This window comes from Rothia sp. L_38, from assembly GCF_050689125.1.
Classification (GTDB): Bacteria; Actinomycetota; Actinomycetes; order Actinomycetales; family Micrococcaceae; genus Rothia.
This window is the reverse complement of record NZ_JBOEQD010000004.1, coordinates 15,563-29,931: the sequence shown is the minus strand read 5'-3', so window position 1 is coordinate 29,931 and position 14,369 is coordinate 15,563. Positions and strand designations below refer to the sequence as shown.

Below are 14,369 nucleotides of genomic sequence, written 5' to 3'. Positions count from 1 at the left end.
GACTGGTACAGAACGAACGAGACCAACGTTGCGGGGCGACCTAGCCCTCAACCTTGTAGAAAGAAACACGTGGATCAGCGAAAAATTCGACTTGTAGCCGTTGGCGATGATCTGCTCGCAGGCGTCGGGGACCCCCGCACCCTCGGGTGGTTCGGGCGCGTTATGGCACGTACCCCTCAGACCTCTGCCTCTATCTCTGCCTATAATCTGGCAGCTCCCGGTGAGGGCAGTGAACAGCTCAACGCTCGCTGGTTTGAAGAAGCCAGCCGTCGCTTTGCCCAGGGCCACGAAAATCGCCTGGTCATTGCCCCCTCGACCTTCGACATCGACCTGGGCCTCACCAGTGCCCGCTCCCGCCTGAACCTGGCGAACATGGTCGATATGGCCTCCCAGAACAATGTGAAGGTTCTAGTTGTTGGTCCCCCGCCCACTCTCGATGCTGAGCGCAACCGCAAGATTGCCGACCTGTCGGCAGCCTACGCCGATGTGGTGACCCGCCGTAACCACGTCTACGTTGATACCTTCAACCCCCTGCTGCACCATGAGCAGTGGCGCAATGACCTGGCAGCAAATGACGGCCGCCCCGGCCAGTCCGGCTACGGCCTGATCGCCTGGCTGGTTCTGCACCGCGGCTGGTACAACTGGCTTCAGATTTCAGAGCCCGTTTAAGGAAGCCCCTGGCTTGTGCCTGCCCCTGTGACCAACCCGGGGTGTGCAAAGCTAGCCAAGGTATGCGAAAATAGTGAGAAGTGCCTGTTCCAAGGTGCTATCGACCATTTGTGTTCCGTTATCCTGACGGGCACTCCACCTTGATCAAGGAGGCTCTCATGAGCAAGCGCGGTCGCAAGCGTAAGGATCGCCGTAAGGGTGGCGCTAACCACGGTAAGCGCCCCAACTCATAAGGCAATCAACAAGGGCCCCTACTCGCAGAAGCGAGTAGGGGCCCTTTGTTATTGGCTAGTTAGCTGCCGGGTGCCCTCCGGTATGGATGTCGTCGATGCAGGCGCGGATACGGCTTTTGAGGTCGACGGGGGCGGTTTCCTTGCAGGTGCGGCGCACTGCTTGGCGGATGATGCACTCTAGGTCGTATTCCTTGGCGCAGGTTTCACATTCGGCCAGGTGGGCTTGGAGTTCTTCGAGGTCCTGGCAGCTGAGTGGGTCGTCAATGTAGGTGTAGATTTTGGCCAGGCGCTCTTCGCAGGGGGTAGAGGGGCTCGGGTTGTGTACGGTGGTCATTGGTGGCTCCTTTCTTAGGCCCTAGCGGTTTGGCGGGTGCCGACCTTGCCGGTGGTCGTGGTTTTGATGCCGCGTTCGGCGGCGTAGTCGGTGAGTTTGTCTCTGAGCAGTTTGCGGCCGCGGTGCAGTCGGGACATGACGGTGCCGATGGGGGTGTCCATGATCTCGGAGATTTCCTTGTAGGAGAACCCTTCAACATCGGAGTAGTAGACGGCCATGCGGAAGTCTTCAGGGATGGACTGCAGGGCCTCTTTGATATCACTGTCGGGCAGGTGCGCGAGGGCTTCGTTCTCCGCCGAAGGTAGGCCCTTGGAGTCGTGGGCTCCTGCCTGGGCTAGCTGCCAGTCTTCGACGGTGTCGGTGTTGGCCTGGTAGGGCTCGCGTTGGCGTTTGCGGTAGACGTTGATGTAGGTATTGGTGAGGATCCGGTAGAGCCAGGCTTTGAGGTTGGTTCCGGGCTTGTACTGGTGGAAGGCGGAGAAGGCTTTCATGTAGGCCTCTTGGACGAGGTCTTCGGCGTCCTGCGGGTTGCGAGCCATGCGCAGGGCGGCGGCGTAGAGCTGGTCTACGTATAGCAGGGCTTCTCGTTCGAAACGGGCTTTACGCTCGGCGTTGGTTTCGCGGGAGCGCACATCGGGTTCGTTGCCTTCGGGGGCGAGGACGTCGGTGGTCGGTGCAGGTTCAGTGCTGGGGGCCGGGGGCGTGGCTGTCATTTCCCTCCAGGTGTGCTGTGGTCTTTTGTCTTACTGTACCTGCCAATGGGCGCAGCTACGCGCCGAGTACAACGAAGCCTGTACTGGTTGAACAGGCTCACAGCGAAGCTGTTGGCTCGGGGCTGGCGTGAATCGCTTGTGAGCGCTAGCGAACCAGCGAGAGGGTCGACAGCGAGTGTGAGCCTGAGAAACCTTGAACAAATCTCGTCATGTGTAACGACAGAGAGGCGAGTTTATTCCCCAGCATCAAAGTAATTTTGCGCTAGTGGTGCTGTAAAGTGGCTGAACCCGCCGGTCTATATGTATGCTTAGTAGTGTTAGGTATCTGTGATACACCGCAAAGGGGCCTCGCACCCCGTGAAGGAGGAACTCATGTCATTGGTTCGCCGTTTTGCTCGCCCTCTGCTGGCTTCAAGCTTTATTATCTCGGGTGTTGACCGTCTGCGTGACCCCGAATCGTCTAAGCACCTGGCTAAGGTGGTTAATCTGGCTGCGACTTCTGCCCCTCAGCTTTCTGTGCTGCGTGGCCAGGAGAAGCTGGTGGGCCAGGCTTTGGCTGGCTCTCAGGTAGCTGCCGGTGCCCTCTTTGCCCTGGGTAAGCTGCCCCGTCTTTCTGCGAGCGTCCTGCTGGCTACCGGTGCTATTAACTCTTACGTTGAGTATCGCGCTACCGAGGCAAAGACTAAGGAAGAGAAGACTGCCCGCCGCAATGCTGCTGTGCTCAATGGCTCCCTGCTGGGCGCTATTGCTATCTCAGCTGTTGATACCGACGGTAACCCCTCACTGGCCTGGCGCGCTTCCAAGCTGGGTGATCAGGTAGCTAAGAAGTCCCATCAGCTGGCATCCGATGTTCAGGACGCTGCTTCTGACGCCCAGAAAAAGGTTGAGGACCTCTTCGCCTAAGCTGGCCCCTACCGGGTGTAAGCTCCCGCGAACTTTCGATAAACCCCGCACCAAACCGGTGCGGGGTTTTCTTGTTTGCCGCCCCGCCCACCTAAAATAGGGAGGGAGTACGCCGTAATAACTGATTCCGAAGTAGGTTTTATTTGTGGTTGATGCGACCAAGCAGCCCCTAGTTGCCGTTGGAGACTGGCTAGCGCCCACCGTTACGGTGCCCGGCGGTGCCCATGCCCGGGTGGAGATTCCCGGGTCTAAGTCGCTCACCAATCGCTACCTGCTGCTGGCGGCTTTAGCCGATAGCCCCTCGGTGATTCATGCTCCCCTGCATTCGCGCGATTCGCAGCTCATGGTAGCCGCGCTGACTGCTCTGGGTGCCCGTTTTGAAGAGATTGAAACCGGTAGTGCCTTTGGCCCTGATCTGCGGGTGACTCCCCTAGATTTTTCTGCGACCGATGCCCGTGAGGCCTCCATTGATGTGGGGTTGGCGGGTACTGTGATGCGTTTTGTGCCCCCGGTAGCTGCTCTGCTGCCCGGTACTTTCCATTTCGATGGCGATGAGCATGCGCGGGTGCGCCCCATACTGCCGGTGATTGAGGCCCTGCGGGGCCTGGGGGTTGAGGTTGAGGACGCCGGTCGCGGCTCCCTGCCCTTCACCGTCGTTTCTGCCGGTTCGGTGCAGGTGCCCGAACTGACCATTGATGCTTCGGGTTCTTCCCAGTTTGTCTCTGCCCTGCTGCTGGCTGCCTGCCGTTTTGAACGGGGTCTGGTGCTGCGGCACGAGGGTGGCCCGGTGCCCTCGATGCCCCACATTGAGATGACCGTTGAGACCATGCGTGAGCTCGGTATTAGCGTTGACTTCAACGGCACCGATACCTGGACGGTTGCCCCCGGTGGCTTCCCCGGCTTTGAGGTTACCGTTGAGCCCGATCTTTCTAACGCTGGGCCCTTCCTGGTTGCTGCAGTAGCCACCGGGGCCTCGGTGACGGTTCCGCGCTGGCCCGAGTCCACTACCCAGGGTGGGGACCATTGGCGGAAGATTCTGCCCCTCTTTGGGGCCCGGGTAGAGCTGGCCGACGGGAACCTGACCGTCACCGGCCCTGCCGGCGGCGCGGCGTCCGGACTGCCCGGTGTTGAACTCGACCTGGCCGAGGCCGGTGAGCTAGCCCCCACCGTCGCTGCCCTCATCGCTCTCTCGCCGGCAACCAGCGTCCTTTCCGGCATTGCCCACCTGCGCGGCCATGAAACCGACCGGCTTGCCGCCCTGACCGCCGAGATTAACCGCCTGGGCGGTTCAGCCGAAGAAACTGCGGACGGTATCTGCGTCACCGCCCCCGTAGCTCACGGGGCCCTCATGCGCACCTACGCTGACCACCGCATGGCAACCGCTGCTGCCGTGATGGGTCTGGTGGTACCGGGCATCGTGGTTGAGAACGTCGAGACCACCTCCAAGACCCTGCCCAACTTCACCGGGCTGTGGCAGAACATGCTGGATCAGTGGCAGGCAGGTGCCGCCTAATGCGCCGCTCCTGGGATGAAAGCGATGTGCGCGTCCGCCCCAACAAAAAGGGCTCCCGCCCCCGCACCAAGGACCGCCCGGCCCACAAGGACGCCGAAATCGGCCGTATCATCACCGTAGACCGGGGCCGCTACACCGCCATCCTCGATGAGGGCAAGAGCAGCGAACGGGTCGTCACCGCCGTACGCGCCCGCGAGCTGCGCCGCTCCCCCATCGTGGTGGGCGACAAGGTTGCCCTCGTGGGAGATACCAGCGGCAAGCCCGATACTCTAGCCCGCCTCGTCCGGATCGAAGAGCGCACCAACCTGCTACGCCGCAGCGCCGACGATACCGACCCCGTCGAGCGCGTCGTCGTTGCCAACGCTGACAACCTGGTTATCGTGGTCGCCGCAGAAAACCCCGAGCCCCGCACCGGCTTTATCGACCGGTCCCTAGCAGCCGCCTTCGATGCCGGGCTCACCCCCATTCTCTGCATCACCAAGACCGACCTCAAACACCCTACATGGCTGCTGGACTACTACCGGGACGTCGAGCTCACCATCTTGCTGTCTAAGTCCAAGGACGGCCGCGCCCCCAGCGAGGAAGGCTCCGAGGGGCTCGACACCACCCTAGTTGAGCAGCTCTCTGAGTATCTCGACGGCTCGGTCTCTGTGCTTCTGGGCCACTCCGGTGTGGGCAAATCAACCCTGGTCAACGCCCTGACCGGGGCAGAACGCGCCACCGGCCACGTGAATGCCGTGACCGGGCGCGGCCGCCACACCTCGTCCTCAGCCCTGGCCCTCCAGCCCCAGAAGCCAGCCCCCGGCACCTGGATTATCGATACCCCCGGTATCCGTTCCTTCGGCCTAGCCCACGTCGAACCCGACACCCTGGTCGCCTCCTTCACCGACCTTGCCCCGGGCTCAGCCAACTGCCCCAAGGGCTGTACCCACTCGGCGTCCGCCCCCGACTGCGGCCTGACCGCCTACGTTGAAGCGGGCCAGGCCGGCCCCGCAGGCCCAGAGCGCCTCGACTCCCTGCGCAAACTCCTGCGCGTCGACGAAGAAACCGGCGACACCGAGAAAGAACTCGGCGTCGTAGACCTCTAAACACACCAAGGCACACGAGACCATGACTAACTACACCGACGACCTGCGCCTGGCCCACATCATGGCTGATGCGGTAGACCGCCTCACCCTGGCCAAGTTCACCTCCCACGATTTCGCCGTCGACACCAAACCCGACCTCACCCCCGTCACCGACGCCGACCGCGAAGCCGAACAGCTCATCCGTTCCCAGCTGTCCCGTGTCCGCACCCGTGACTCGGTGCTGGGTGAAGAATTCGGGGAAACCGGGTCTTCCCCCCGCCAGTGGGTCATCGACCCCATCGACGGCACCAAGAACTTCGTGCGCGGCGTGCCCGTCTGGGCTACCCTCATCGCCCTGCTCGACCACGGCAAGCCCGTCGTCGGAGTCGTCTCCGCACCGGCCATCCAGCGCCGCTGGTGGGCAGCCGAAGGCACCGGCGCCTACACCGGTCGCTCCCTGGCAAAGGCTACCCGTATCTCGGTCTCCTCTGTCGCCCAGCTCGAGGACGCGTCCCTCTCCTACTCCTCCCTCACCGGCTGGCGCGATTTGGGCCTGCGCGATAACTTCATCGACCTGACCGACACCGTCTGGCGCACCCGAGCCTACGGCGATTTCTGGTCCTACATGATGGTGGCAGAGGGCGTCGTCGACGCCGCTGCCGAGCCCGAACTCGGCCTTTACGATATGGCCGCTCTGGTCCCCATCGTGACCGAAGCAGGCGGACGCTTCACCTCCCTGGCAGGGGCGGACGGCCCCCACGGCGGCAACGCCCTAGCCACCAACGGCCACCTGCACGAGGCCGTCCTTTCTTACCTAGGTACAGACAAGACCCTCTAAAGCCGGGTTCTCACGATACCGGGCTAAACGCTTCAACTCAGACCAAAGGCCCCGAATCCTACATCAAGGATTCGGGGCCTTTAGTCTGTGCGATTTCTTATGCTGAACTACTTCTTGCGCTGGTTCAGAATCGAAATCTGCTCATTGCTGCGGTCGTTCACTGCCTCGGTATGCACCTCGGTCTTACCGGACTCAGAGGGAGCTGAGTACTGCAGGAACTTGGGCTGGGCAGGAATCTTCAGCTGAATCTTCGACTGCTGGGTGCGCTGCTTCGACAGGTCCACGCTGTAGAGCATCGACACGGTCTCCTCACGAATACCGCCCATCATGCTCTGGTAGAGGGCATACCCCTCACGCTGGTACTCCACCAGGGGGTCACGCTGGGCCATGGCGCGCAGGCCAATGCCTTCCTTAAGGTAGTCCATCTCGTAGAGGTGCTCAGGCCAGCGCTTCCCGATGGCCGAGAGCACCACGCGGCGCTCAATCTCGCGCATGGCGTCCTCACCCACGGACTCTTCGCGCTCGGTGTACTGCATCTCAGCGTCAGCCAGCACTTCCTTGACGATCTGGTCGCGGGTGACCTTGGTCTTGTCGCCCGCTTCTTCAGCCAGGTCTTCGGGGGTAATGGTAACCGGGAAGATGGTGCGCAGGTTCTCCCAGAGCTTCTCAAAGTCCCAGTCTTCGGCGTGGCCCTCGCCCACCTGGGCATCGATAGCGGACGTAATAACCTCGGTGCGGAACTTCTCAATCTGTTCCTTGAGATCATCGCCTGCCAGAATCTGAGCGCGGTCCTTGTACATGGCCTCGCGCTGGCGGTTGAGCACATCGTCATACTTGAGCACGTTTTTGCGCTGCTCAGCGTTGCGGGCCTCAACCTGGCCCTGGGCGTTGGCGATGACGCGGGAAACAATCTTAGCTTCCAGAGCGGTATCATCGGGGGCACCTGCCATCAGACGGGCAGCAGCCTGGCCATTGAAGAGACGCATCAGGTCATCAGACAGGGACAGATAGAAACGGGACTCGCCGGGATCACCCTGACGGCCGGAACGTCCGCGCAGCTGGTTATCGATGCGGCGGGACTCGTGGCGCTCGGTACCCAGGACGTAGAGACCGCCGAGTTCTTTGACCTCTTCGTGTTCGGCAGCAGAAGCCTTCTCGGCTGCCTCCAGCACCTCGGGCCACTTTGCCTCGTACTCTTCGGGCTTCTCGTTGGGGTCAAGACCCAGGGTCTTCATGGTCTCGACGGCCTCGAACTCGGGGTTACCACCGAGCATAATGTCGGTACCGCGGCCTGCCATATTGGTTGCTACGGTGACGGCACCCTTGCGGCCAGCCTGGGCGACGATGGCAGCTTCACGGGCGTTATTCTTAGCGTTCAGAACTTCGTGGCGGACGCCCGCCTTCGATAGGAGCTTAGAGAGGTACTCAGACTTCTCAACGCTGGTGGTACCGACCAGCACGGGCTGGCCGGTAGCGTGGCGCTCTTCGATATCTTTGACCACCGCGTTGAACTTGGCAATCTCGTTCTTGTAGACCTTATCGGGCTGGTCGATGCGCTGCTTTTCCTTGTTGGTCGGAATCGGCACGACACCCAGCTCGTAGGTGTTCATGAACTCAGCGGCCTCGGTCTCAGCGGTACCGGTCATGCCCGAGAGCTTGTCGTACATGCGGAAGTAGTTCTGCAGGGTCACGGTCGCCATGGTCTGGTTTTCAGGCTTGACCTCGACCTCTTCCTTGGCCTCAATAGCCTGGTGGATGCCGTCATTGTAGCGGCGACCCGCCAGAATACGGCCGGTGTGCTCATCGACAATCATGACTTCGCCGTTCATTACGACGTAGTCCTTGTTGCCCTTGAAGAGTTCCTTGGCCTTAATAGCGTTGTTGAGGAAGCCGATCAGGGGGGTGTTCTGTGACTCGTAGAGGTTGTCGATGCCCAGGTGGTCTTCGACCTTATCGATACCCGATTCGAGCACGCCCACGGTGCGCTTCTTTTCATCGACTTCGTAGTCTTCACCGGCTACCAGGGTGCGGGCGATACGGGCAAATTCGCCGTACCAGCGGTTGGCTTCGCCCATGGCGGGGCCAGAAATAATCAGCGGGGTACGGGCCTCGTCAATCAGAATAGAGTCAACCTCATCGACGATGGCAAAGTTGTGCCCGCGCTGTACCTGTTCCTCTTTGGTCCAGGCCATGTTGTCACGCAGGTAGTCGAAACCGAACTCATTGTTGGTACCGTAGGTGATGTCGGCTTCGTACTGTTTACGGCGCACATCGGGGGTCTGGTTAGCCAGGATAACGCCCGACTCCATGCCCAGGAAACGGAAGACTCGGCCCATCAGGTTAGCCTGGTACTCAGCCAGGTAGTCATTGACGGTGACCACGTGCACGCCCTTACCGGAGAGGGCGTTGAGGTAGGCAGGGGCGGTGGCGACCAGGGTCTTACCCTCACCGGTTTTCATTTCGGCGATATTGCCCAGGTGCAGGGCGGCGCCGCCCATGAGCTGCACATCGTAGTGGCGCTTGCCCAGGGTTCGTTTTGAGGCTTCGCGGACCACAGCAAAAGCTTCGGGGAGCAGAAGGTCCAGTGACTCGCCGTCCTCAACGCGCTTGCGGAAGGCGTCGGTCTCAGCGCGTAGCTCGGCGTCGCTCATAGCGACAAAGCTGTCTTCGAGTGAGTTCACTGCTTCGGTGTAAGCACGCAGCTGCTTGAGGACTTTTTGGTCTCCGCTGCGGAGTAGCTTTTCCAAGAGAGATGCCACTGAAGTTTGCTCCTTGATTGGTTTGATAGGGGGCGGGCAGGGTGAGCCCACCGTGCTCACTCTATTCTAGTTTAGTCCCCCGGTGCGCTGGGAACGTTCACCTCTGGGCTTGAAACTGCAGAGCGTTTGGTGGAAAAACTCAATAGAGGACGCTCCCCACCACCGGGTGAGCACAAAGAAGACCCCCAGTTCTTCTCCACCGAATGCCGGTAGAAAGAGCAGGGGGTCTAATAGTTTGCGGTTATTTTATGAGGCGGATTCCTCACCCAGGGTAATCACACCGTAGGACCAGCCCTTGCGGCGGTAGACCGCTGCGGGGGATCCGGTTGCCTTATCGACGTAGAGGAAGAAGTCGTGGCCAACCAGCTCCATACGGTCAACTGCCTCTTCAGGGGTCAGGTAATCAGCGGGGAATGTCTTCTGGCGGATTTCGATGGGTGAATCTGCCTCTTCGTGCAGGTCGTATTCTCCAGCGAAAGCCGCCTCTTCAACGGGCAAGTCTTCGGTCTGAATTTCGGTGAGGGAGACCTGGTCGCTGATAACGGGCAGTGAGCCGGTTGCTTCTGAGACCGAAACGGGGTGCTTGCCCCCTGCACGACGGGTCTTGCGGCGGTCACGAGCGCGACGGAGGCGTTCTAGGAGCTTGCCATAGGTTTCGTCGAAAACTGCGAACTTATCTTGACCGGTTGCTTCTGCTCGGAGCACAGGGCCACGGCCGATAACGGTGATTTCCACTCGGATAGCCGCGGGGCCGTTTTGGCCTTCCTTGGTGAACTTGACTTCGATGTCAGTTACGTTGTCACCTAGAGCTTCGAACTTGGTGATCTTACTTTCAACGTATTCCTGCAGACGTTCACTTACTTTGACGTTGCGGCCGGTGATGTTGAGTTCCACAATTCCCTCCATTCTCAGGGGGTGAATACCCGACCCTGTGACTGCCGGGTATTGGGGAATCTGTCTTGTGGATTCCTTAACGCAACTCTACGCCGTTTTGTGGCCTAAGTCATTTTTTTAAGGCTTTTACGGTTCATTTCGCAGGAAAGAGTAAGATTTTTGGTGCGCCACCTCACTCTGTGTTATACCGCTGCCGCTTGGGAACATAGGCAATCGTTGCCCCGCCTAGCACTCTGGCTCCCCGGTGTGACAGCACTCGATACCCCTCGCGCAGAGAAGCCCCCGTGGTGAAGACATCATCAACCAGCAGGCAGGTAGCGTCTTCTAGGCTGTAGTAGCGTCCCAGCTGATGCAGGGCTGGTTTGCCAACCCTCAGCTTCCCCTGCATCTGCCGGTAGCGTTCTTCGATGCCCAGGGTTTTTTGGGCTTTGCTTCTGTGCTGCCCCGGCGATGCTCTCGCCCAGGCAGGAACCTGGGCGAGCACGTCCGCCACCTTGACCGACACCGGGGAGCACAGTAAGGGCAGCACTGCACGGGCCAGGAGTGGCGCGGGGGCGTAGCCTCTCCGTCGGACAGAAGCTCTGCTCGATGGCAGGGGAACCAGATAGATGGGTTCCGCGGGTTCCAGCTCACCCTCGCTCAGCTCTAACAGGCAGGTGAGGGCCCGGGCCAGAGCCGAAGCGAGGTAGGGGCTCAGGTCGGTGCGGCCGGCGTCCTTATAGGCAAGGACGCAGCGCCCCAGCTCGTGCTCGTAGCGGCCGGCAGACACCACCGGTAGCCGGGTACCCGGCAGGGTTGTGGTCTGCAGGTTAAGGGTAGCCAGACGCACCAGCTGATCGCAGAGAGGGCAGAGGGCGCCAGCGCCCAGCATGCTGGGCCCGAAGGTCTGACAGCTGGCACAGACCCTGGGAAAGATGAGCTCGGTGGTCTGTTTCCAGCTGGTGAGAATATCGGGTAGTGATACTCGGTTCGGGTGGGTAGACGTCATCACCCCAGCATGGCCCTCTCATCGGTGGGGCCTCTACCTATAGGGATAACTTATCCGGACCAATCTTCTAACCAGAGTAGTTGATCTGGCTGAGACTACTTTCAATACGGGTCCAGCTCAGGCCCGCAACGATATAGAGCCCACCGTCGCGGGTCATAGCTACTGCCTGGTCGATACCGTTACCCGTAACAATGCGGGTAATGCCCTGCTGGGAATCGTACTGGGCATTTTCACCGGTCAACGAAACTAGCTCGGTCTGGGTGGTATCGCTATTCCAGAGAAAGACCTCAACGTCGCTGACCCATTCTGCACCCCGCGGGCTCATGTCTGTCCCCAGTCGTACGGGGTCAAGGAGCTCAGTGGGGGTGCCGTCTGCCGATCTGCGGATAGCAGATACCCAGGCCCCGTAGTTACTTCCGTCAACAGATGACGTCACCAGCACAGCTCGGCTGCCGTCACGGGCGATAGAAATACTGTGCAGGAGTTCCCCGTCCGTCCAGCTGGTGACGCCCTGGGCGCTACTATCTTCCTGGCCTGCAGCGATAACCCGCACGGAGCCGTCCTGCTCCCCCACCCACAACCAGTTCTGGTGGTCAAAACAGGGGGCCAACACGTGGGTGCCCCGATAGACCGAGCGAGCGCCGTTGGAATTAGCCAGCCACACCTCGTTCTGCCCCGTATTGGTGTAGGCGTAGTAGTTACGGGTGTAGTTCATAGCGGGCAGGGTAATGAGAGCCTGGGCAGAGGTCTCAACGATGGTCTGCTGGCTGGCTGTATCATCAAGGGCTGCCCGTGCGATGAGGCGGTTATCTTCAATACCCACGATGTTGCTGGCAACCTCAGGGTTGACTGCGGGTTCCCGGTAGTTTTCGAGGGTGGGGGCTGCCACGATCTGATCGTTGATGGTGAGCTGAACCGTGGTAACCGAGGCAAGAGTAGTGAGGGTTTGGGTGAGCTGGGTGCGCAGGCGCTCAGTTTCCAGGGCGCTAGCTGCGGTGAGGGCGGATCCCCCGGAGAGCTGGATATCAGCCACCCCGTTATCGATGGGTACGGAGTTCCGGGTCAGGCTGGTATCGGCAGGTACTGCGGTGGCAACGGCTCCGGTGAGGTAGGGGGCAGGCCCCTCAAGGAGTACCCTCACCAGGGAGGTAGCTACCGTGGTGCGTTCGGCGAACCAGCGCACATCGGGCACCGCGTAGGTGTAGGTGGGGTCGTAGAAGTAGAGGGTGAAGGGGTTGAATACGTCCGCGAATTCGGCCCTGCTGAGCACCGTTCCGTCGGGTACGGACGAGATGCGCCACTCCCCGTCGACCTGGCGCAGGGTGAATTCCACTTCGGTATCAACCACCGTGGTGTACGAGGTAGCCAGTCCCCGGTTGTCGACCAGAGTGCTAGCTGGCACGGTCACACGGTAGGTTGAGTCGCTGACGGACGCCGTGGTGAAGGATGAATCGTACACCAGGGTGCGTCCGTCCGGCTTCCATGACTGGGCGAGGTCTTCAGTCAGGTACAGTCTGGCTACGCTGTAGTCGTCGGTTACTCCAGCTCCCGCGTGTAAGAAGCCCTCGATGATGTCGGTAGGGCGGGCTCCGGGGGCGGGTCCTTCCGGTGTGCTGCCGGTGGTAGAGGTGTTCCCCGTAGCTTGTGGGTCGGCGTAGTGGTTGACTTCGCCGTCGGTGGGAATGGCGGCGCAGGCGGTGAGGGTCGCAAGAGAGCTGAGGGCGAGGCCGAGAGCTGACCGGCGGGAAAGGTTAGGGTTCAACGGTGGGCTCCGAGGGGGTTGAGGCGTCGGGGTTCACGGTCGGGGTGGCACCGGTATCCGGAGCGGACGGCGGGGGTAGGGGTTCGCCGCTCAGCAAGACCGGGGAGGGGCCCATGGGCACGTCCTGGTCGATGGGGATGGTCATGCGGAAGCTGGCTCCCTGCCCCTTGATTCCCCAGGCTTCGAGGGTGCCCTGGTGCAGGCGGACGTCCTCGGCAGCGATGGAGAGCCCCAGGCCGGTGCCGCCCAGGGTGCGTTTGCGGGAGGTGTCGGCCCGCCAGAAGCGGTTGAAGACCTGCTCGGTTTCTTCGGGGCTCAGGCCAATGCCGTGGTCGCGTACTGCCACGCCCAGGGTGGTTTCGGTAGCGTCAACGTACACGTCGATCGGTTGCCCCTCGGAGTGCTCTACGGCGTTGAACAGCAGGTTGCGCAGCACCCGCTCAATGCGGCGGTGGTCCATATCGACCATAATCTCGGTGTAGTCGGTGTGCACGGTCAAACTGGTGTTGGTGCGCATCAGGTGGGGTTCTACAGCCTTGAGCACCTCATCGAGCACAGCCATAAAATCAACCGACACCGTATCGAGGGTCTGGGAGCCGGCATCGAAGCGGGATATTTCGAGCAGGTCGGCTAGTAGGGAGTCGAAGCGGTCCACCTGGTTATAGAGCAGCTCGGTGGAGCGTTTGTAGAGGGGCTCCATATTATCGCGGTTATCGTGCAGCATATCGGCTGCCATGCGCACCGTTGTGAGCGGGGTGCGCAGCTCGTGCGACACGTCAGAGACAAAGCGCTGCTGCATGGTTGACAGCTTCTCAAGGCGAGAAATCTGGTCTTGCAGGGAGTCAGCCATACGGTTAAAAGACATACCCAGGCGCGCCGTCTCGTTCTGGCCGCGTACCAGCACACGCTGATCCAGGTCACCGGCTGCCAGTTTCTCAGCGGTGATAGCGGTAGAACTGATCGGACGGATCACAAAACGGGCAATCATCCACACGATAGTTAGCACCACGACCAGAAGCACGCCGAAGCCCACCCAGACCACCAGGTTGATGTACTGCACGGTCGCCTGCGAGGTCGACAGGTCATAAATCAGGTAGAGGGAGTAGTCGGGGTTCTGGGGTATCGAGATACTGGTGCCGACCACCAGAACCGGGGTGCGGCGTCCGTCTGCTGAGGTAATACTCGAAGACTGCCAGTAAATCCCCGTGCCCTCACTCACGCTCTGGGCGAGCGCCTGGGGCACGTCGCTGACCGTGACCTCGCTACTCTGGGCCTGCTCCACGATAAAGCCATCGGTGGTGGCGTTCGCGTCCTTGAGAAGCACCCAGTTGCGGTTGCTATCGGCGCTACTGCTCTCGAGTACGGTCAAGAAACGCGAGACATCGCGCTGGATCTCGGTGCGGCCGGTGGTATCAGAGCCGTTGATCAGGGTCTGCACATTACTAAAACCGGCCGACGACTCTTCGAGGGCCTGCTCTAAGTTGCCCCGGAAGAGGGAGTTAGCAATCTGGTGGGAGATAAAAGACCCCACAAAGATGAAGGCCACCAGCAGAAGGCCGGCCGCGGCCACCACAGCGCGAAACTGGAGGGACTGCTGCCAGATCCTGCGGGCGCTGGCCAGCGGCCCGTAGGCCCGGGAGGGGCCAGCGGGAGCAGTAGTCCGAGCGGACGCGCGAGGTGAAGTACCAGCCACTGT

The 14,369-nt window shown here is 60.9% G+C and carries 13 protein-coding genes; 6 read left to right on the top strand and 7 right to left on the bottom strand.

Features of this window, described 5'->3' with window-relative positions:
- The first annotated feature begins 69 nt into the window (after nt 1-69).
- Both ACRCJM_RS03815 and ACRCJM_RS03810 read left to right on the top strand, forming a co-directional pair.
- Complete coding sequence (locus ACRCJM_RS03815) at nt 70-669, top strand: GDSL-type esterase/lipase family protein (RefSeq protein WP_135011505.1); 600 nt, start codon at nt 70-72, stop codon at nt 667-669.
- Nucleotides 670-827: 158 nt separating this feature from the next.
- Nucleotides 828-902 carry a 50S ribosomal protein bL37 gene (locus ACRCJM_RS03810; protein ID WP_377129465.1) on the top strand — a complete coding sequence of 25 codons (75 nt, stop codon included), beginning with the start codon at nt 828-830 and terminating at the stop codon, nt 900-902.
- A gap of 55 nt (nt 903-957) precedes the next feature.
- Here ACRCJM_RS03810 and rsrA read toward each other — a convergent pair whose 3' ends face one another.
- Together rsrA and ACRCJM_RS03800 are read right to left on the bottom strand one after the other, a co-directional pair.
- Entirely contained in the window at nt 958-1,236 is a 279-nt protein-coding gene (gene rsrA / locus ACRCJM_RS03805; protein ID WP_431463867.1) for a mycothiol system anti-sigma-R factor, read from the bottom strand.
- Nucleotides 1,237-1,250: 14 nt separating this feature from the next.
- Nucleotides 1,251-1,949: a sigma-70 family RNA polymerase sigma factor gene (locus tag ACRCJM_RS03800; RefSeq protein ID WP_431463866.1), complete on the bottom strand. Its 699-nt coding sequence runs from the start codon at nt 1,947-1,949 to the stop codon at nt 1,251-1,253.
- Nucleotides 1,950-2,321: 372 nt separating this feature from the next.
- On the opposite strand from ACRCJM_RS03800, the gene ACRCJM_RS03795 reads away from it, so the two are divergent.
- The 4 genes from ACRCJM_RS03795 (at nt 2,322) to hisN (ending at nt 6,270) form a co-directional block, all read left to right on the top strand.
- Entirely contained in the window at nt 2,322-2,852 is a 531-nt protein-coding gene (locus ACRCJM_RS03795; RefSeq protein ID WP_431463865.1) for a DoxX family protein, read from the top strand.
- A gap of 145 nt (nt 2,853-2,997) precedes the next feature.
- The gene (aroA, locus tag ACRCJM_RS03790; RefSeq protein ID WP_431463864.1) at nt 2,998-4,365 is read left to right on the top strand and encodes a 3-phosphoshikimate 1-carboxyvinyltransferase; all 1,368 of its coding nucleotides are present in this window, start codon (nt 2,998-3,000) and stop codon (nt 4,363-4,365) included.
- Nucleotides 4,365-5,453, top strand: a complete 1,089-nt coding sequence (gene rsgA, locus ACRCJM_RS03785; RefSeq protein WP_431463863.1) for a ribosome small subunit-dependent GTPase A — start codon at nt 4,365-4,367, stop codon at nt 5,451-5,453. The genes aroA and rsgA overlap by 1 nt, the downstream gene beginning before the upstream one ends.
- A gap of 22 nt (nt 5,454-5,475) precedes the next feature.
- The gene (gene hisN, locus ACRCJM_RS03780; protein WP_431463862.1) at nt 5,476-6,270 is read left to right on the top strand and encodes a histidinol-phosphatase; all 795 of its coding nucleotides are present in this window, start codon (nt 5,476-5,478) and stop codon (nt 6,268-6,270) included.
- Between the two features lie 107 nt (nt 6,271-6,377).
- Here the strand turns inward: hisN and secA are convergent, their stop codons facing one another.
- The 5 genes from secA to mtrB all read right to left on the bottom strand — a co-directional run bounded on the left by secA (nt 6,378) and on the right by mtrB (nt 14,366).
- Nucleotides 6,378-9,029: a preprotein translocase subunit SecA gene (gene secA / locus ACRCJM_RS03775; protein WP_431463861.1), complete on the bottom strand. Its 2,652-nt coding sequence runs from the start codon at nt 9,027-9,029 to the stop codon at nt 6,378-6,380.
- A gap of 246 nt (nt 9,030-9,275) precedes the next feature.
- Complete coding sequence (gene hpf, locus ACRCJM_RS03770) at nt 9,276-9,923, bottom strand: ribosome hibernation-promoting factor, HPF/YfiA family (protein ID WP_431463860.1); 648 nt, start codon at nt 9,921-9,923, stop codon at nt 9,276-9,278.
- Between the two features lie 172 nt (nt 9,924-10,095).
- A complete protein-coding gene (locus ACRCJM_RS03765) occupies nt 10,096-10,911 on the bottom strand; it encodes a ComF family protein (protein ID WP_431463859.1) in 816 nt (271 codons plus the stop codon).
- 67 nt (nt 10,912-10,978) lie between these two features.
- Nucleotides 10,979-12,673 carry a GerMN domain-containing protein gene (locus ACRCJM_RS03760; protein WP_431463858.1) on the bottom strand — a complete coding sequence of 565 codons (1,695 nt, stop codon included), beginning with the start codon at nt 12,671-12,673 and terminating at the stop codon, nt 10,979-10,981.
- On the bottom strand, nt 12,663-14,366 hold the full coding sequence (mtrB, locus tag ACRCJM_RS03755; RefSeq protein WP_431463857.1) for an MtrAB system histidine kinase MtrB: 1,704 nt from the start codon (nt 14,364-14,366) through the stop codon (nt 12,663-12,665). Before mtrB ends, ACRCJM_RS03760 begins: the two co-directional genes overlap by 11 nt.
- Nucleotides 14,367-14,369: the final 3 nt, after the last annotated feature.

What these genes read in the sequence shown, in the direction of transcription:
- ACRCJM_RS03800 (WP_431463866.1), bottom strand. Translation starts at nt 1,949, where the DNA reads ATGACAGCCACGCCCCCGGCCCCCAGCACTGAACCTGCACCGACCACC.
- ACRCJM_RS03765 (WP_431463859.1), bottom strand. Translation starts at nt 10,911, where the DNA reads ATGACGTCTACCCACCCGAACCGAGTATCACTACCCGATATTCTCACC.
- hisN (WP_431463862.1), top strand. Translation starts at nt 5,476, where the DNA reads ATGACTAACTACACCGACGACCTGCGCCTGGCCCACATCATGGCTGAT.
- rsrA (WP_431463867.1), bottom strand. Translation starts at nt 1,236, where the DNA reads ATGACCACCGTACACAACCCGAGCCCCTCTACCCCCTGCGAAGAGCGC.
- ACRCJM_RS03795 (WP_431463865.1), top strand. Translation starts at nt 2,322, where the DNA reads ATGTCATTGGTTCGCCGTTTTGCTCGCCCTCTGCTGGCTTCAAGCTTT.
- rsgA (WP_431463863.1), top strand. Translation starts at nt 4,365, where the DNA reads ATGCGCCGCTCCTGGGATGAAAGCGATGTGCGCGTCCGCCCCAACAAA.